This is a genomic window from Methylotuvimicrobium alcaliphilum 20Z (assembly GCF_000968535.2).
GTDB classification, from domain to species: domain Bacteria; phylum Pseudomonadota; class Gammaproteobacteria; order Methylococcales; family Methylomonadaceae; genus Methylotuvimicrobium; species Methylotuvimicrobium alcaliphilum.
On the sequence record NC_016112.1, the window covers coordinates 2,318,934 to 2,336,882 of the forward strand.

The following is a 17,949-nucleotide window of genomic DNA, read 5'->3' on the forward strand; positions in this document are numbered from 1 at the left end:
CCTATGTCATCGAGCTAATTATTCGAATCGCTTAAAAATCAATGTGCCGTTAGTTCCGCCGAAGCCGAAAGAATTCGATAAAGCGACATTCATCGACATATCCCGAGCAACATTCGGAACATAATCCAAATCGCATTCGGGGTCTTGGTTATCCAAGTTAATAGTCGGCGGCGCTATTTGATTTTTCAGGCTTAATGCCGTCAGTACCGCTTCGATGCCGCCTGCAGCACCCAAGAGGTGCCCTATCATCGACTTGGTTGAACTGATGGCAACCTTATAGGCATGATCGCCCAAGGCGGATTTCATCGCCTGTGTCTCACCGAGATCGCCGGCGGGCGTAGAAGTTCCATGCGCATTGATATAATCGACATCTTCAGGATTTAAACCGGCATCGCGTAACGCATTTTTCATGCATCGAGCGGCGCCTTCTCCGCCTGGCGAAGGTGAAGTCATGTGATATGCGTCTCCACTCATGCCGTAACCCACGAGCTCGGCATAGATTTTCGCACCACGTGCTTTAGCATGTTCCAACTCTTCCAGAACAACAACACCGGCACCATCGCTTAACACAAAGCCGTCACGATCACGATCCCATGGGCGACTTGCACGTTGCGGATCATCGTTTCTTCTCGATAAGGCTTTCGCTGACGCAAATCCGCCCATCGCGGTCGGTGAAGTGGTACAACGTTCGGCGCCTCCGGCGATCATTACGTCGACATCACCGTATTTGATCATTCTAGCGGCGTCGCCAATGTTATGTGTACCGGTTGAACAGGCGGTAACAATCGCAAAATTAGGTCCTTTTAAACCATATTTAATCGATAAATTACCGGAAATCATATTGATGATATTGCCGGGTACAAAAAACGGCGAAATACGTCTCGGACCGCTTTTATCATATAGCGCATAACAGTCTTCAATGCCTGTTATCCCGCCTATTCCCGAACCGATTGCCACACCGATTCTTTCGGCATTACTATCATTAACCTCGATGCCGGAATCCTCGAACGCTTGAGATCCTGCGGCTAATCCGTAATGGATAAAACCGTCCATGCGTTTTGCATCTTTTTCAGGAATATATTGAGAGATATCGAAGTTTCTTATTACGCCACCGAAAGTCGTGGCAAATGCAGAAATATCGAAGGAATCAATGGCGGAAATACCGCTTTTACCATTGACGATTCCGTCCCAGGTTTCCGAAACTGTGTTAGCTAAAGGCGTAACCGCGCCTAGTCCAGTTATTACAACTCGGCGTGTGCTCAATGTTTTGTACCCGAAGTTAATTTTAAAGAGGGGATATTAAGGCATGCATAAGTAGACATTAACAGCATCCACTTACATACTTCGAACGGTCATATTTTCGGTGGTTTGACGCCCTCTTTTGTTCTATAACGCTCACACCTCAGTTTTCTACTTACGTCCCTGTATGCGTCGAACAAAATTATCATGTCATAATTCGCCGAGAACATGACCGTTCGAAATATAAAGCAGTTTTTATGCGTTTTTTTCGACGTAATCGATCGCTTGTTGAACAGTAGTGATTTTTTCGGCTTCGTCGTCCGGAATTTCACATTCGAATTCTTCTTCAAGGGCCATGACGAGTTCAACGGTATCCAAAGAGTCTGCACCAAGATCATCGACAAAAGAAGCATCGTTAGCGATATCTTCTTTAACACCTAATTGCTCAGCGACAATCTTTTTTACTCTTTCTTCAACATTACTCATAATTATTATCCTCAACAATGTAAGATTATTTTTAAAAAATAATACTTACAATAGTATAGTTATTTGTTTTACTTAGAAATCCCGTCATCTCATTCCAGACGGCGGGGGAATTATACTTTATATTATAAAAATATCACAATATTATGCCATGAACATGCCGCCGTTCACATGCAGCGTTTCTCCGGTGATATACGCGGCACGCTCCGATGCTAAATAAGAAACGGCATAGGCTATTTCTTTAGCATCGCCCAAGCGGCCTAATGGTATTGAGCTTAAAAGTACCTGCTTATGCTCTTCGGCCAGTTCACGGGTCATGTCTGTATCGATAAACCCGGGAGCAACAGTATTCACGGTAATGCCGCGCGAACCGACCTCCTTGGCCAGCGACTTGGAAAAACCCACGATGCCGGCTTTAGCGGCGGCATAATTGGCTTGACCTGCATTACCGGTCGCACCGACTACCGAGGAAATATTGATTATTCTACCGGTTTTAGCTTTCATCATGCCGCGTAAAACGGCTTTACTCATGCGAAAAACGGATGAAAGATTTGTAGCAATAATTTCATTCCATTCGTCATCCTTCATACGCATCAGTAAATTATCGCGAGTAATACCGGCATTATTGACGAGAACGTTTGGCGTCCCAAAATTGTCATTAATGGTTTTAATTACCGTATCAATCGAGTCAGGATCGGCGACATTGAGTTTAATGCCTGTTCCTGCGTCGCCTAAGTATGCGGCAATCGCTTCAGCACCCTGGTCGCTTGTTGCCGTTCCGATTACAAAAAACTCGTCGGCAGCCAATTGCTCGGCAATTGCACGACCGATACCTCTGCTCGCACCGGTTACCAATGCTATATTTTTAACCATTCACTATCTCCAAGGCTTGATTTAATGAGTCAGGATCATAGATGCTTAAATGTTCGGCATTCTTAGCAATTCGTTTATTCAAGCCAATGAGAACCTTACCCGGGCCGCATTCAACAAACGCCGTAACACCTTGGTCGGACATAAACTTGACGCCGTCTACCCAACGCACCGGTTTAAATAATTGCTCCTTTAACGCATTGCGAATGACTTCGGGAGCGCTATGGGTGCTGACGTCAACATTATGGATCAGAGTGATTCGAGGTGAATCGATACTGGTTTGCTGTAAGAGGTCGCCCAATTGCTCCGCAGCCGACTGCATTAACGCGCAATGCGAAGGGACGCTAACCGGAAGCAAAACTGCGCGTTTAGCACCAACTTCCTTAGCCTTCGCCATTGCGCGCTCGACCGCTGCTTTATCCCCGGCAATGACAACTTGACCAGGCGCATTAAAGTTAGCCGGCGCTACCACACCACCTTCTGCCGAATCTTTGCATAGTTTTACGACTTCATGATCTTCCAGTCCTAAAATTGCAGCCATGGCGCCCTGTCCTGCCGGAACCGCCTCCTGCATCAGGCGGCCCCTTTCGGAGACTAGCTTGATTGCATCCTCATAAGCCATCGCACCGGAGCAAACCAATGCGGTATATTCTCCCAAACTATGTCCTGCCACCCAACCGGGTTGGACAGGACACTGCTTGTTCCAGATTTTCCAAACAGCGTAGCCGGCAGCTAACATAGCCGGTTGAGTTATTGCCGTTTGATTTAATTTTTCTAAAGGACCGGCTTCAACGATCGCCCATAAGTCATAAGACAACACCTCGGAAGCCTGTTCAAAAGTTTGCTTAATTTCCGGATAGACTTCCGCCATGGCCGATAACATGCCTACCGACTGGGAGCCTTGACCCGGAAAGACAAAAGCCAAATTATAAATTTGTTCAGTCATTCATTAATTCTCTAGTATTTGATTAAAGCGGAACCCCAAGTAAACCCAGCGCCGAAAGCCTCCAATAATAGCACTTGGCCGCGTTGAATTCGCCCGTCTCTAATGCCTTCATTTAATGCCAGTAAAACGGATGCCGATGAAGTATTTCCTTGTGTTTCCAATGTCAATATGACGTTATCCATCGACATTTTAAGCTTCTTAGCCGTGGCGGCAATAATTCTCGTGTTGGCTTGATGCGGAACTAGCCAGTCGATCTCGGAGCGTTCCATGTTGTTTGCCGCTAAAGTTTCATCGACTATCTGACCTAGCGTATTGACAGCGATCTTAAATACCTCGTTACCGCGCATATTGACATAACCGGGCTCATCGCGATTAGACTCTGCCGCGACTTGAGGGTTAGGTAAATAGAGTAACTCTTCATATCCCCCGTCCGAGTGGATGTGAGTCGATAGGATGCCCGGACTATCGGAAGCTTGCAACAAAACGGCACCGGCGCCATCGCCGAAGAGTATGCAGGTGCCTCTATCGGTCCAATCCATGATCCGGGAATAGATTTCGGTGCCGACAATTAAAATGGTTTTAGCTGCTCCCGATTTAATATATTGGTCTGCAATGCTTAACGCATAGATGGTGCCCGAACAAGCGGCTTGAAGATCGAACGCCACACAATTTTTGATGCTCAAGCGTTCTTGCAATAAACAGCCGGTGCTCGGATAAACACGATCCGGAGTGCCGGTCGCGACAATAATCATATCGATTTGCTCAGGAGCTATGCCGGCTGCTTCAATAGCTTGACGTGCGGCAATTTCCCCCATGCTTGATGCAGTCTCGTCAGGCGCCGCGATACGGCGACTTTTAATGCCGGTTCGCTCATAAATCCAAGCATCAGAGGTATCGACGATTTTTGAAATATCGTCATTTGTGCGAATTTGCTTAGGCAAGTAACCGCCTGTGCCGATTATTTTAGAGCAATGCGTCATAAACTCTCTCTTTTCGATAATATGGTTTCGACCTGCTCGCCTATCTTTCTGATGACGCCTTTGGAAACTTCTATTTCCGCTAATTGCACGGCCGTTTTAAACGCCAGAGCATCCGCACCGCCATGGCTTTTGATCACTAAACCATTCAAGCCGAGAAAACTGGCGCCGTTATACATTCTCGGGTCTATTCGCTGCTTGAAGGATCGAATGACAGGATAGATTAGCAAACCGGACAGTCGCGTAAAAATATTTTTATTAAACGCTTCTTTCAAAACGGTACCGATCATCTTAGCGGCACCCTCGATAGATTTTAGTGCTACATTGCCGACAAATCCATCGGCGACAATCAAGTCGACCTTGACGTTTCCCGCCGTCAAAGAATCCCCTTCCACATAACCAATATAATTTAACGATGAGTTTTCGAGCAATTTCGCGGCGGCTTTAACTTGTTCGTTACCCTTGACTTCCTCTTCACCGATGTTGAGTAAGCCGACAGTCGGATTATCGATGTTTTCAACAGCTTTAACCAATTCAGATCCCATTACCGCGAATTGAAAAAGATGCTCCGCCGTGCAATCGACATTGCCGCCTAAATCCAAAACATGGGTGTGACCGAATATCGAAGGTATTGTCGAGATAATCGCCGGTCGATCTATGCCCGGAATCATTTTTAAAACAAAGCGCGCGGTCGCCATCAGCGCACCGGTATTACCCGCGCTCACACAAGCATCGGCTTCGCCGCTCTTAACCAGATTAATCGCGACACGCATTGAGGAATCTTTTTTATTTTTTAATGCTTTAGAAGGTGACTCTTCCATACCGACGCATTGCGATGCGTGCCGTATCGAAAGTCGGTCGGCAAAATCAACCAAAGCCTGAGACAGATGATCTTTTAGCACGACTTCGTCGCCTACTAAGATCAGTTTTAAGTTTGGATTGTTCTTTAAGCAATCCAATGACGCCGGAATAGTTACCGCGGGTCCATGGTCCCCGCCCATCGCATCAATTGAAATTGTTAAACTCACGCCTGCGAATGACCCTAAAAAATAAGATGCTCAACCGATTCGGACAAATCCGGTCCGGTTGAGCATCTTGGTATAAAAGAAATGGACTTAACTTAGTCTTCGTCGTTAGTGTTTACGATTTGGCGGCCTTTGAAAAAACCATCGGGGCTAACATGATGACGCAGGTGAGTTTCTCCAGTCAACGGATCCTGAGATAGGGTCTTACTGGTTAACGAATCATGAGAACGACGCTGTCCACGTCTTGAGCGGGTTACTTTGCTTTTTTGTACAGCCATTATTTCACTCCAGTATGCTTTAGTTTGGCTAAAATTGAAAAAGGGTTATTAGAATTCGATTGTTCGACATCCAAAGAATCCTGATGATCGACACTTGTCTCAGCTTTAAAACAAGCTTCCGAATGACGCGGAAAATCAGGTAGGGCCAGCAATAGCTCATCCTCAACAATATCTTTGAGGGGAATTTTTCCTTCCCCAACCAGCAAAGGCTCGTAATCTTCCGGTAATCGATCCGCTTCATCCAATGAACTGACGATCCCTAGCTTAATGTTGTTTTCAATATGCAAATCCATTTCATTTAAACAATTTTGACACTCCACGGTCAATGTCGCTGCAATTTTCCCTTCAACGCTTGCCAGTCGTCCTTGCCGGCTAAAAAAAAGGTCAACAGTAGCATCGCCAGTGTCATCTTTTAGCAAAGGCGCCAAACGACTTAGGCTTTTTAGTTTTATTTGTCCCGAGAGTTCGCTATGCTTATCAGCAAAACTCAGAGGGTCTATAAGTTCGGGTAATCGATCCAACATAACCGGGCAATAATAGCCCTAATAGAGTACTTCGTCAAACCGCAATCTAATTTACTAAAATGGAATTCAAAAATCTGGTCCTCGCTTCATCTTCCGAATATCGGCAATCTTTGTTACGGAAATTGCATTTGGAATTTATTAGTGATTCGCCGGAGCTTGATGAAACACCGCTACCCGATGAGTCTCCGAGGCAAACCGCTCTCCGGCTGAGCCAAGCCAAAGCCAGCGAATTAATCGGAAAATTTCCAGGCAGTTTAATTATCGGCTCCGACCAAGTCCCGGTTCTCAAGGGCTGTCGACTTAATAAACCAGGTAATAGAAAAAACGCCATTGAACAACTTTTAGCCGCGTCAGATCAATGTGTGACATTTTACACCGGAGTGGCGGTAGCAAACAGCTTAACCGGTGAAGTGATTAGCGATATCGATGAATGTCACGTTTATTTTAAAAAATTAACGCAGACTGCTATTAATCGTTATGTCGATTTGGAAAAACCGTTTAATTGCGCGGGAGGATTCAAATCTGAAGGAATGGGTATCGCTTTATTGAACAAAATTGAAGGAGACGATCCTAATGCCTTGATTGGACTACCTTTAATTAAATTAATTGGCTTACTGGAAAAGTTCGGCGTCAAGGTGATTTAAATAATTCATTAACCTGAAAAAGCATTTTGTCCACGAAACACACGAAAATCACGAAAATATTCAATTAGTTATACTTTCAAGTCACTTATCCAATTGAGTGATTCAAGAGATTTATGTAACCGCATGATTACTTTCGTGTATTTCGTGGACTGACTGCCGAATTTAGGATTAAGAGCCTTGAAAAGGTTTAATGGAACTGCTTGCCCGGAGCCAATATATCGAATGTAGCATTAGCCTCATCAACCGCCGCCGCCATTACTTGTTTTATTTTAGCTTCATTGAGTCGAAGAATAGATAAGGTTGATGACGATAAGGTCGACAAAAACTCATCACGCGTTTTACTCTCATTCAAATTAATCGCCAAATAAAGCAAATGGGCGTCCAATTTATGGATCAACGCTTTTTCAGGGTGCAGCTGGTAGCGTATCGCTTCCGATATCGATTCAGGGAGTTTCCATGATTCTGCCAGCTCCCCTCCTACATCGGCACGCGTAAAACCCAAGACTTGCCGCTCTAAATTGGCCAGTTGGCGCTTGTTTTGGAAATTGTTCTTTAGTATTTGCCGAGATTGATCGGGCAACTTGGTATAGATGACTAATGCCCCGATGTCGTGCAGCAAACCGGTCAAAAACAATCGTTCGCAATGCAAAACTGCCGCCTTCTTAGCTAGTAATTTAGCAATGACCGCGCAATGAATACTTTGTATCCAAAAGTCGGTCATGTTAATTAGGTCGTCGGGAATATTGTCGAAAGTATCGACAACTGAAGTCGCTAACGCTAAGCTCTGTAATTCCTCTATTCCGATAATGGTAACGGCTCTAGAAATCGTATCGATTTTTGCTTGAAAACCGTAGAATGAACTATTGACGATTTTCAATAAACGCATACTTAAAGCCGGATCTTTCGTTATGACCCTACCGATATCGATAGCGGTATAACGAGGATCTCGAACCATTTCCCTGATTTGAAAATAGATATCGGGCAACGAATAGAGCTTGACGGAGTCTTCAATTAAGGATTTTGCAGTCAAACTCTTTGTCACCGTTGAGCCCGCCTTACTTGTGATAAAGCGCTAAAACCTGTTTAACATAATTACGGGTTTCAGGATAAGGAGGAATGGAATTATTATATTTTTTTACCGCGCCTTCTCCAGCGTTATAGGCGGCAACGGCCAATGTTAAATTTGAATTGAACATCTTTAGCAAGTCCTTCAAATAGCGTGTCCCGCCATTGATATTTTGCACCGGATCGGTACGATCTCGAACCCCGTAGCGTTTGGCGGTCTCCGGCATCAATTGCATTAACCCCACCGCGCCCGCCGAGGAAATGGCTTGAGCATGATAAGCGGACTCCGCTTGAATAACGGCATGTACCAGTTTTTCATCGACCTGATGTTTCGAAGCCGCTTGTGCAATGATATCGTTATATTTCTGTTTATTACCTTTCATTCGGCCCACAGCCCAATTGTAACTCGAAGGACGGGTGCGGATGATTCGCTTATAAAATCGATGAGCCGGCCGATCGGTGTAATAAACTTTGCCGTCGGGCGAAACATACTTATAAATATCGGCCGACAAAACCTCGGAGAACAAAAAAAAGGCTACATAGAAAAAGATCTTTTTTCGCATGACTTGTTCCCAATTTTTATATTTCGAACGATCAGTCCAAAGTATGCGTAATAATTGTTAAAAAACCTAAGCACCATTTCACACAATCAGTATAGTTCAGCTCATAAACACTTTATGTTTTATCGGCACTGCTTTTCGAATCGGCCAAATATTTGTCGATGTCTTCCTTGGAAAACCCTATTTTCTTAGCTACCCGATCGGCATGACTGACTCTGGATATACCCTCTATTAACTTATAGGTAGGCGCACCGCCGGCAAATTCGACTTGTTTCGGCAAGCCGATGCCCTTCGCGACAAAATTATCGACTAATTGATGGTTGTGTGTGATTAAAATAGTGCTGTTGCCTTTTCGGTAAAAACCGTCAAGCACATTGGAAGACGACTCGAGCTTTTCTTCGAAGGTCGTGCCTTCGGATAGCTCATCGAGCACTACGAGGCTTTTAGCCGTCGTAGCCAAAAAGATATCCCGAGTTCTTTTTAGCTCGGTACCGAAACGCCCTTCTCCATCATCCAAATGACTGATTTCCGGTACTTGATAGAAAATCTTATCGGCAACGGTTAGAGTCGCCGATTTGACCGGTACATAGCAGCCGATTTGTCCCAATAGCTGAATTTGCGTGACCGTTTTACAAAATGCTGTTTTACCGCCGCTGTTGGGGCCCGTAACTAAAACCAGCTTATCATCATCCAATTGGAAATCGTTACCGACATATTCCGGATTCTGGTAAGCAAGAACAGGATTGCGCGCATTAACGAGATTGATACGATGATGATCGGCTTCGATAAATTGCGGAAGAGCAAGGTCTCCACCGAAGCTTTCCCGGAATTTTATAAACGCAAGCAATTCATCTAATTGGCCCAGCGCATCTAAGGTTTCGCCAACCGCTTGCGAAGTTTTAAACTCATTGCGTAACGGAATAATACAACTGTCCCGATCAAAACCGCCGACTACAGGAAAATAAATTAACAGTAGCGGCACAAAGAAAATCGATACCACCGGTATCGATTCCTTCGAAATACTAAACAGGCTAGTAGGAAAAAAGTTCGCAAGCGCCCAAAGTACACCAAAAAAAAGAGCAATCAATAAGGGTTTAAAGAGATTAGGCTTAAAAATAATCGCCGGGATCCACGATCCTTTTCGTTCCTGTTTGCTCTGTATGCCTTGTTCGCTGATAAATACCGGGCCTTTCATCAATGAGTAAGCTCGAGTCTCGGTAAAGTTTTTAATCTGCCCCAATACATCATTCAGATAGGCGCTTTGCGTTTCAGGCACGGCCTTGACTTGATCAACTAGGTCCAGCATGAATCGGGTGCCGCGCTTGTATTGAAGATAGCCGAAACCTTCGATTTCATTTTCTTCTCGCGCTGTTCCGAAAGAACCCAAAAATTCTCCGTATAACAACGAATAAAGATTCTTTTCATTACTCGAGGCTTGTTCAACAATGTCTTGAAGCTGTTGTTTCAATTCGTCGTCATCAGCTATGGCTTCGGCCGCTTGTTGCTTCGATTTGATAACTTCGATAGAGTCGAGCGGTTTGGCGAGCGAGCGATACAAAACCGATTGTCCGGCGATAGTTTGAGCGTGATTTAAAGTATCGAAGATCTCATCGACTTCAATCGCGCTGAAAGCGCCCGCGTCGAGTACGCCCGGTTCGCCCTCGGCAAACCGGCTTGATCGTGTATCCGGCCAATTTTCAGGCCAAGTTTGTAATATTGTCGATTTCATGGTTTCTTCTTTCTATCGATAATTCCAAACACAATAATGGCCGCAGTCACAATTCCGACCATCATGATGGTTTCTCTTGACGCTCCGAACAGATAAGCGATTCCACCGCCGATACCCATGCCGAGCCCACTAAACGCTAAACTGCGCATTAGTCTACAAACAGCGCAATTTCTATCGTAGTCTTTCATCGCAAAACCTTACGGGGATTCAATGCCTACCTTTAATGGCGAACATTAACGATTGATCAAATTCAAAAACTCCGAGCGGGTACTAATTTCTTCCCTAAAAATTCCCGTCATCACTGACGTCGTCATCACCGAATTTTGTTTTTCGACACCGCGCATCATCATGCATAGATGTTTTGCTTCTATGACCACCGCAACACCTCTGGCATTGATGGATTTCTCGATAGCATCGGCAATCTGTTTAGTCAATTTTTCCTGGATCTGTAAGCGTCTGGCGTACATATCGATAATTCGGGCAACCTTCGAAAGACCCAGTACCTTACCTTGAGGTAGATAACCGACATGGCATTTGCCGATGAAGGGTAATAGGTGGTGTTCGCATAACGAATAAAGCTCGATATCCTTAACGATGACCATATCTTCAGTATCGGCCTCAAATATAGCGTTATTTAACACATCGTCCAAAGATTTTTCATAACCGTTATTCAAAAACTTGAATGCATCCGATGCCCGCTTAGGCGTATCGATCAAACCTTCCCGGGTCACATCTTCGCCGACTGCTTCGATAATTTTGGAAAAATACTCTTCCATCGTTCGTTCTCGATAATTAAAAAAGCAGGCCAGTATACCTTATCGGGATATTAAATCTAATGCCTTGAGTAGCGTATTTTGATCGGCCCCCTGTTTCGTTCCGTTTTCGCTAATATACCGCCGCCAAGACCTGGCACCAGGAACCCCGTGAAAAAGCCCAAGCAGGTGCCGTGCTATCGAATACAATCGCACGCCTTGTTTTAATTGCTCGCCCACATAAGTAAGTAAAGCCTCTACTATTTCTTCACGGCTCTTGATTGCATGAAAGTCCCGGTAAAACAGTTCATCGACACCGGCTAATAAATAAGGATTCTGATAAACCTCTCTTCCGACCATGACGCCATTGACCTCGTCATTAATGACAAGCGCTTGATCCAATGAACGGACGCCGCCATTCAAAATAATTTCCAATTTTGGAAAATCCCTTTTGATTCGATATACAACATCGTAGCGTAGCGGCGGAATTTCCCGATTTTCCTTTGGAGACAGTCCGCTCAACCAGGCTTTTCTGGCATGAATGATAAACACCCGGCACCCGGCTTCGGAGACCAGGGTAATAAAACGATGTAACGCTTCGTAGGAATCTTGGTCATCGATACCGATCCGACATTTGACGGTCACCGGAATCGACACGACCCGATTCATTGCCGATAAGCATTCGGCAACTAATTCCGGAGTCGCCATCAAACATGCGCCGAATCGTCCATTTTGGACCCGGTCGCTAGGACAGCCGACATTCAGGTTAACTTCGTGATAGCCGTAATCTTCAACCATTTTAGCGCATGCCGCTAATTCCAGAGGATGACTACCGCCCAATTGACATGCCAATGGATTTTCGTCGGGATGGTATTGTAAAAACCGATCCCGGTCGCCATGCAGTAAGGCACCGGTCGTAATCATTTCGGTATATAAGTAAGCATGTTTTGACATCAACCGATAAAAATACCGGCAATGCCGGTCCGTCCAATCGAGCATCGGAGCGACGCAAAACTTTCTTGACGCTATGATTTCCGGCAATGCTGAATCGGATTTCGATGTGATGACCGTCTCTTCATTGCAAGTTTTAAATTCAGATTGATCCATGATGGTATTCAGCAACTGTGCTGGGCCGGTTGTGCCGTATTTTGTTGCAAATGCTCATTTTTCAACTGAATGTAATGCTGATAAGAATATTCCAAAAATTCTTTTTCGCGATCCGTCAATGGACGAACCTGCTTGACGGGACTGCCGACATAAAGAAAACCGCTTTCGAGCTTTTTGCCGGGCGGCACTAACGCACCGGCGCCGAGCATGATGTAATTTTCTAAAACCGCCCCATCCAAAATGATCGCCCCGATGCCGATTAAACAAAAATCGCCGACGGTACAAGCATGAACCACCGCGTTATGACCTATCGTAACGCCTCTACCAATCGTTAACGGATGGCCTTGAGGCGAAAACGGACCGGCATGGGAAACATGCAAGACCGAACCGTCTTGTACATTAGTACCATCGCCGATACGTATCGACTCTACATCGCCCCGAATAACGGTCGAAGGCCAAACCGACACGTCATCGCCCAATACGACGTCGCCAATGACGACAGCGCTTGGGTCAATCAAAACCGAACGCCCTATAACAGGCTGTTTATCTTTAAATTTTCTAATCGACACATAACCTCCAGGTTATTTACTATAATTTTGCTAAGGATTTGGTCGAAAATAACTTCCCTATTTTAAGGAGGGTTCGGTTGCTCGATTGGCAGGTGTCGGCGGCAGGGAAAGCCGCCGTCAAGAAGCCTACACGAATGTGTTCACGGCGTCCTGTCAAGCGAGTTACCGAACCCTCAACAAAGCTCATAGTTCCAGGGGGTTATTTATCACGAAATCCTAAATTCAAAAACGAAAAACTTTAATGCGATGAACAAAAGTCGTCAACCGACTTAAAATTGAAGCATTATAGCTTTCATACGAGAATACCAATGCTTAACAAGTTAATAAAACAGAGGTTGCCATTGTGATTTTTAACGGTATTAAACGACAGCTTCGTTCGGTCATACAATGGAATAACCCGCATCCGGAAGCGCTGCTCGAACAATGGACGGACAACGGCGATGAAATCAAAAATGCTTCCAAGTTGATAGTCGGGCCCGGACAAGGCTGCATTTTTGTTTACGAAGGTAAAGTCAAAGCGGTCATTCAAGAACCTTGCCTAGTCGAACTCAACACCGCGAATATTCCGTTTTGGACGACGATTAAAAAATTCATGCAGTTTTTTGTCAGCGAACATAAAGTTGCGATCTATTTTTTCAGAAAAACTAAAATTCTCGATCAAAAATGGGGGACCACATCACCCATCAAATATGAGGATCCGAAGTATCATTTTCCGGTAGGACTAAAAGCCTACGGCAATTTCAGTTATCGAATTTTAGATGCCGAAGATTTTTTCAATAACATCGTCGGCAATCATAACAATTTTTATATCAACGAGTTTCGCGAAATCATGGCGGCTCGTATCATGCATCCATTAGCCGATTATCTTGCCGAAAGTCGATTCAGCTATGCCGACATCGACGCGAATCGCGAAGAAATCGCACACGGCATGCACATCAAATTATCAACGGCCTTTCAAAAACTCGGTTTTGAAATCACCGATTTTCGCATCGAAGGCACCGATTTCGACGAGGATACGCAAACACGCATCAAACGTATTGCCGACTTGACGGCCGAGACACATGCCGCGCAAATCGCAGGTATCGATTATACGCAACTGCAACAACTAGAGGCGATGCGCGACGCAGCCAGAAATGAAAGCGGTGCGGCAGGACTTGGCATGGCCATGGGTGCGGGCCTCGGTTTCGGGCAATCCATGGCGCAAACCGCTATACCGGTTCAAACCAGTCAACCGCAAGGTAATTCGGAAGCGGTGCAAAAGTTAGCGCAATTAAAACAGATGCATGATTCCGGCTTGATTACCGAGCAAGAATACGCCGATAAAAGAAAAGAAATTCTCGATCGTTTTTAAGTCCTATGAAACGTTGTCATAGCTGCTCCGCGCCGCTGCTCGCCAATACCAATCTTTGCCGCTATTGCGGTACGCGAAATGACGTCGACTTGCATGGAAAGCATCATTTTGTCACCATCGATCATGAATCGGAACGAAAATGTCCGCACTGCGCCGTGTCTTTACATACGATTGGCCTAGACCTCGACGATGGCCTCGGCGAGTTTATGATAGAACGCTGCGAACACTGTTTCGGCTTATTTTTTGACCCCGGCGAGATTGAGCGATTGTTAAAAAGCTCGGTTTCGAATGTTTTCAGCATCAATCAACAATTGCTCAATAATATCAGCGCCGAGCGTTATCAAGCACACAGCAAAAAAGTCAAATACATCAGATGCCCGGTATGCGATGCCTTCATGCGACGCACCAACTACGGACACCGGAGCGGCGTCGTCATCGACCGATGTAATGCACACGGAATATGGCTCGATAATGGGGAAATTACGCACTTGATGGAATGGAAAAAAGCAGGCGGATTACTATTGCATGAGCAAAAGTTTCGCCATAAACCCCAAATAAAGCAATATGTTAAATCTCCTACAATACCTAGATATACTTCCGAAAATCCAATGAGCGAACCGGTTTTGCTAGACACGCTATCTTCATTGATTGCCAAACTTTTTACTTGATTGGGATTAGCAGCTCCTAGATTTGATTGAAAAACCGTCTGATAATCTGAAAGCTGCGGGGTTCACTGCAGCCCTCGACAGACACATCCTCTACCTTCAACGAGGTCGAACGGCTTTTCAGTATGAAAGGGGTAGATATCAGCAATTCCTCTGCTAATATGAAGGCTCGGCCAACCCGCACAACTTTATCGAAACTACTTCGGATGCTTAATTCAGTTATAATGGCCAGCTTAATTGTTAACCCTATTTTCAAAGATCTTTGAATGACAAAAAATTTCTTATCCATTAAATGACGCCAAGTACATGACGACACTCATACTTTGACGGGAAACCAGCAAAATACAACCGCTATTGAAATATTCTATATTTTTTAACGGTTACTTAAGCTTTGCTGAATCTAATACCGCAATCAATTTAGCTTGAATGAGAAATCTACATGTACACAAAATTCTTCGGCCTTAAAAAAAAGCCATTCTCATTGATTCCAGACCCGGAATTCTTATACCTGAGCTCGAAGCATCGAAAAGCTTTAAGCACCTTGCAGTACGGCTTGATGAGTCACGCCGGCTTTACCGTAATAACAGGCGAAATCGGCTCAGGTAAAACCACACTGATTCGAAGTATGTTAGATAAAATCAAGGATCAGTGCACCGTCGGCGTTATCACTAATACGCATAGTGCTTTCGGTGATTTGTTGACCTGGGTACTAGGTGCGTTCGAAATCAATCACGAGACGAAATCCAAGGCAGAGCGCTATCAATTATTCGTCAAGTTCATTAGCGAACAAGCTCGCAAAAGGCGGCGCGTAGTACTGATTGTCGACGAAGCTCAGAACATGGAAATTGAAACACTGGAAGAGCTCAGGCTGCTCTCCAACATTAATGTCCAGCAAGAAATCATGCTCCAGTTGATTTTGATCGGCCAACCTGAGCTCGTGGATAAATTGAACGAACCGCAGTTAATTCAATTCGCTCAGCGTATTTCGATCGAATACCATCTTACTCCCCTTAACTTTGAGGAAACCGAACTTTATATCGACCATCGCTTGCAAACCGCCGGCAGCCAAACCAAAATATTCAATCAATCGGCTTGCGCGGCCATTTTTTATTACAGTGCCGGCGTTCCACGCCTAATCAACAACATATGCGATTTAGCAATGGTTTTTGCATTTGCCAACGATACCAAGGAGATTGGCTGGAAAACGATTGTCGAGGTAATCAACGAAAGAAAAACGGGCGGAATTAATCGTTTCAGAGGAAAGCATTGCCCGGAACCCGACTTAATGCAGAAAGTAGCGGAAGCGGAAAAATTACGCCGGGCAATCCTCGAAAAAACTGGAGTCGATATTTCAAAGTGTCATTAAGCGACCGGTAGCTCTATTTAAGAAGAGCCTTCATTAATAGCCACTAATTCAACATGCTGTAGCGCGGCTGTGACATGCAAAAGCTTTCCGATACGATACAGCACTCTTTGATCCCTGCGATGAACCTCAATCGTCTGCTCCGGTTTCAAGTAATGCGCACCTAAAATAATACTCTCCGGCTGATGTAAAATCGAATCGGCAGGAACGTAAATCGCCACTTGACCTTGCTGCTTATTAATGCCAAGCAAAATGATCCAAACTAATTCGGAACGCATTCCCATCAGCTCAATACCCAGAATCAACCCCTCGTCTTCAAGTCGACTGATTCTTCGGATCTGACCGATTTCCAATTCTTTAAACCCTTGTTGTTGAACCGCAAACAACTCGCCAACTTTGATTCTTTGGTCTTCCGAATTCCAAATCAAGGCATAGCCTTTAATGCTGTTATTCAAGATCACAAAATCGCCGAATGGAATTTTATTGAGCAACTCAATCGGTTCAGGTTGTGACCAGATTTTATTACCGCTTGAAGCCAGTGCGCCGAGTTTATGGATTTTGGCTGCTTTCGGATCGATAGCCAAATGCCCGTTTTTTTTCTGGTTTAGGTTATAAGCAATTTCATCGCCTTCCGGAACCAAGTCTAAATCCGGTGCTTGCCATCTGCCGGCAATTCTTGGATCATGCGCAGACTTCACTTTAATCGTTTCATTGTCGACACCCTGTATTTTTGCGAGCATACTGACGATTGGCTTAAAGCCGATATAGCCCCTAGCATTATCTGTCGATACAATACGAGTGTATTTTCTGATACGCTTTTTGGTCAATACTTCCGCCACTCTGAAAAGCAAATCCTTATCGATAAAGCGATAATCCGATTTTTGATCCTTTCTTCTTTTTTGAGCGGCGGTAATGAGAAAATTAACGACCGGCAGTGTAGCTATATAACGAGTATTGTTTTGTGGTTCGGTTAGGGGAGGCATGCATTTGGTCGGCGCTTCATCAATATCCAAATTAAACTGAAAAACACCCTGTATCGCCCCAGGCGCAACAGCGTTAGTTAATCTGATAGTCTCAACACACTCTTCTAACAGATTGAAAAGCGTATTCATTTCACGAACTCTAAAACAATCGGTATCACAGCATGAAAAAACCAGCATTTGCTTGAAGATGCTAGCAATTGTTTTATGCTTAACATGATTCATATTCACTGGAATATTTAAAAGCTCAAGGGTTTCCGCTCTCATGTAATTACGGTAACAATTTAACCAAAAGCCTTTCTGAACGCTAGCATAGACTTGGCTTATATGCAGTAAAACTTGACTCGCGGCATACATTGCCGAAAATAATATTTGTGCTTGTTCCTGCTTGCTCCAACTGGAATCTATCGACTCGAGCTGATGACTCAAATCCGAAAAACTCATCGTCAATTGCGTGTAAATCCATACTAAAATTTCAACATTCGAATCTTCTTCTTCAGATAAGGGAAAGCCGCTATCTAAATACACGCTTTCAAGCCTCTCGGCAACTTCATTAACCAGCGGAATTGCTTGATACAGACATGTAAAGCGAAATCGAGGACTGACATCCATGCTATTCATAACATGAAAAGCCGAAGCCAGTTCACGACAAATCTCGTAACCATTTTTAGAAGATAATAAATCCAGCCATTGCGCAAAAGATTGTTCATCAGGAGCAAATGGCATTGCTTCGTTTGTTAAGTTGGGTTGCAATCTGAATTTAAGTTTATTCATTTTGTCCTTAATCATCAGTAAGTGTCATTAAGCGAACGCAGTTTCTGC

General features: G+C 44.5%; 20 protein-coding genes. 4 read left to right on the plus strand and 16 right to left on the minus strand.

The window, feature by feature from the left end; translation table 11 throughout:
- Positions 1-18: 18 nt before the first annotated feature.
- The 8 genes from fabF to MEALZ_RS09980 all read right to left on the minus strand — a co-directional run bounded on the left by fabF (position 19) and on the right by MEALZ_RS09980 (position 6,342).
- Positions 19-1,263: a beta-ketoacyl-ACP synthase II gene (gene fabF / locus MEALZ_RS09950; protein WP_014148503.1), complete on the minus strand. Its 1,245-nt coding sequence runs from the start codon at positions 1,261-1,263 to the stop codon at positions 19-21.
- Between the two features lie 231 nt (positions 1,264-1,494).
- On the minus strand, positions 1,495-1,725 hold the full coding sequence (gene acpP / locus MEALZ_RS09955) for an acyl carrier protein (RefSeq protein ID WP_014148504.1): 231 nt from the start codon (positions 1,723-1,725) through the stop codon (positions 1,495-1,497).
- A 141-nt stretch (positions 1,726-1,866) separates the two neighbouring features.
- Positions 1,867-2,595 carry a 3-oxoacyl-ACP reductase FabG gene (fabG, locus tag MEALZ_RS09960; protein ID WP_014148505.1) on the minus strand — a complete coding sequence of 243 codons (729 nt, stop codon included), beginning with the start codon at positions 2,593-2,595 and terminating at the stop codon, positions 1,867-1,869.
- The gene (gene fabD / locus MEALZ_RS09965) at positions 2,588-3,538 is read right to left on the minus strand and encodes an ACP S-malonyltransferase (RefSeq protein WP_014148506.1); all 951 of its coding nucleotides are present in this window, start codon (positions 3,536-3,538) and stop codon (positions 2,588-2,590) included. Before fabD ends, fabG begins: the two co-directional genes overlap by 8 nt.
- Before the next feature lie 11 nt (positions 3,539-3,549).
- On the minus strand, positions 3,550-4,518 hold the full coding sequence (locus MEALZ_RS09970; protein WP_014148507.1) for a beta-ketoacyl-ACP synthase III: 969 nt from the start codon (positions 4,516-4,518) through the stop codon (positions 3,550-3,552).
- The gene (plsX, locus tag MEALZ_RS09975) at positions 4,515-5,543 is read right to left on the minus strand and encodes a phosphate acyltransferase PlsX (protein WP_084685401.1); all 1,029 of its coding nucleotides are present in this window, start codon (positions 5,541-5,543) and stop codon (positions 4,515-4,517) included. Before plsX ends, MEALZ_RS09970 begins: the two co-directional genes overlap by 4 nt.
- A gap of 92 nt (positions 5,544-5,635) precedes the next feature.
- Complete coding sequence (rpmF, locus tag MEALZ_RS21845; RefSeq protein WP_014148509.1) at positions 5,636-5,818, minus strand: 50S ribosomal protein L32; 183 nt, start codon at positions 5,816-5,818, stop codon at positions 5,636-5,638.
- Entirely contained in the window at positions 5,818-6,342 is a 525-nt protein-coding gene (locus MEALZ_RS09980; RefSeq protein ID WP_014148510.1) for a YceD family protein, read from the minus strand. Before MEALZ_RS09980 ends, rpmF begins: the two co-directional genes overlap by 1 nt.
- 59 nt (positions 6,343-6,401) lie before the next feature.
- On the opposite strand from MEALZ_RS09980, the gene MEALZ_RS09985 reads away from it, so the two are divergent.
- Positions 6,402-6,986, plus strand: coding sequence for a Maf family protein (locus MEALZ_RS09985; protein WP_014148511.1), 585 nt, complete (start codon positions 6,402-6,404; stop codon positions 6,984-6,986).
- 187 nt (positions 6,987-7,173) lie between these two features.
- Here MEALZ_RS09985 and MEALZ_RS09990 read toward each other — a convergent pair whose 3' ends face one another.
- The 7 genes from MEALZ_RS09990 to MEALZ_RS10020 all read right to left on the minus strand — a co-directional run bounded on the left by MEALZ_RS09990 (position 7,174) and on the right by MEALZ_RS10020 (position 12,768).
- Positions 7,174-8,028 (minus strand): HDOD domain-containing protein, encoded by an 855-nt coding sequence (locus tag MEALZ_RS09990; RefSeq protein ID WP_014148512.1) that lies wholly within the window; start codon positions 8,026-8,028, stop codon positions 7,174-7,176.
- 13 nt (positions 8,029-8,041) lie between these two features.
- Positions 8,042-8,614, minus strand: coding sequence for a transglycosylase SLT domain-containing protein (locus MEALZ_RS09995; protein WP_014148513.1), 573 nt, complete (start codon positions 8,612-8,614; stop codon positions 8,042-8,044).
- A gap of 112 nt (positions 8,615-8,726) precedes the next feature.
- Positions 8,727-10,340 carry a MutS-related protein gene (locus tag MEALZ_RS10000; RefSeq protein WP_014148514.1) on the minus strand — a complete coding sequence of 538 codons (1,614 nt, stop codon included), beginning with the start codon at positions 10,338-10,340 and terminating at the stop codon, positions 8,727-8,729.
- On the minus strand, positions 10,337-10,489 hold the full coding sequence (locus MEALZ_RS10005) for a hypothetical protein (RefSeq protein WP_223842363.1): 153 nt from the start codon (positions 10,487-10,489) through the stop codon (positions 10,337-10,339). The genes MEALZ_RS10000 and MEALZ_RS10005 overlap by 4 nt, the downstream gene beginning before the upstream one ends.
- Positions 10,490-10,573: 84 nt before the next feature.
- Positions 10,574-11,116 (minus strand): GTP cyclohydrolase I FolE, encoded by a 543-nt coding sequence (gene folE / locus MEALZ_RS10010; RefSeq protein ID WP_014148516.1) that lies wholly within the window; start codon positions 11,114-11,116, stop codon positions 10,574-10,576.
- A 39-nt stretch (positions 11,117-11,155) separates the two neighbouring features.
- A complete protein-coding gene (gene dusA, locus MEALZ_RS10015) occupies positions 11,156-12,199 on the minus strand; it encodes a tRNA dihydrouridine(20/20a) synthase DusA (RefSeq protein ID WP_014148517.1) in 1,044 nt (347 codons plus the stop codon).
- A gap of 8 nt (positions 12,200-12,207) precedes the next feature.
- Positions 12,208-12,768, minus strand: coding sequence for a gamma carbonic anhydrase family protein (locus tag MEALZ_RS10020; RefSeq protein ID WP_014148518.1), 561 nt, complete (start codon positions 12,766-12,768; stop codon positions 12,208-12,210).
- Positions 12,769-13,111: 343 nt separating this feature from the next.
- On the opposite strand from MEALZ_RS10020, the gene MEALZ_RS10025 reads away from it, so the two are divergent.
- The 3 genes from MEALZ_RS10025 (at position 13,112) to MEALZ_RS10040 (ending at position 16,150) form a co-directional block, all read left to right on the plus strand.
- Complete coding sequence (locus MEALZ_RS10025; protein WP_014148519.1) at positions 13,112-14,119, plus strand: SPFH domain-containing protein; 1,008 nt, start codon at positions 13,112-13,114, stop codon at positions 14,117-14,119.
- A gap of 5 nt (positions 14,120-14,124) precedes the next feature.
- The gene (locus tag MEALZ_RS10030) at positions 14,125-14,787 is read left to right on the plus strand and encodes a TFIIB-type zinc ribbon-containing protein (RefSeq protein ID WP_014148520.1); all 663 of its coding nucleotides are present in this window, start codon (positions 14,125-14,127) and stop codon (positions 14,785-14,787) included.
- A 436-nt stretch (positions 14,788-15,223) separates the two neighbouring features.
- Entirely contained in the window at positions 15,224-16,150 is a 927-nt protein-coding gene (locus MEALZ_RS10040) for an ExeA family protein (RefSeq protein ID WP_046061092.1), read from the plus strand.
- 17 nt (positions 16,151-16,167) lie between these two features.
- On the opposite strand, the gene MEALZ_RS10045 is transcribed toward MEALZ_RS10040, so the two are convergent.
- The gene (locus tag MEALZ_RS10045; protein WP_162472937.1) at positions 16,168-17,853 is read right to left on the minus strand and encodes a hypothetical protein; all 1,686 of its coding nucleotides are present in this window, start codon (positions 17,851-17,853) and stop codon (positions 16,168-16,170) included.
- Positions 17,854-17,949 lie beyond the last annotated feature (96 nt).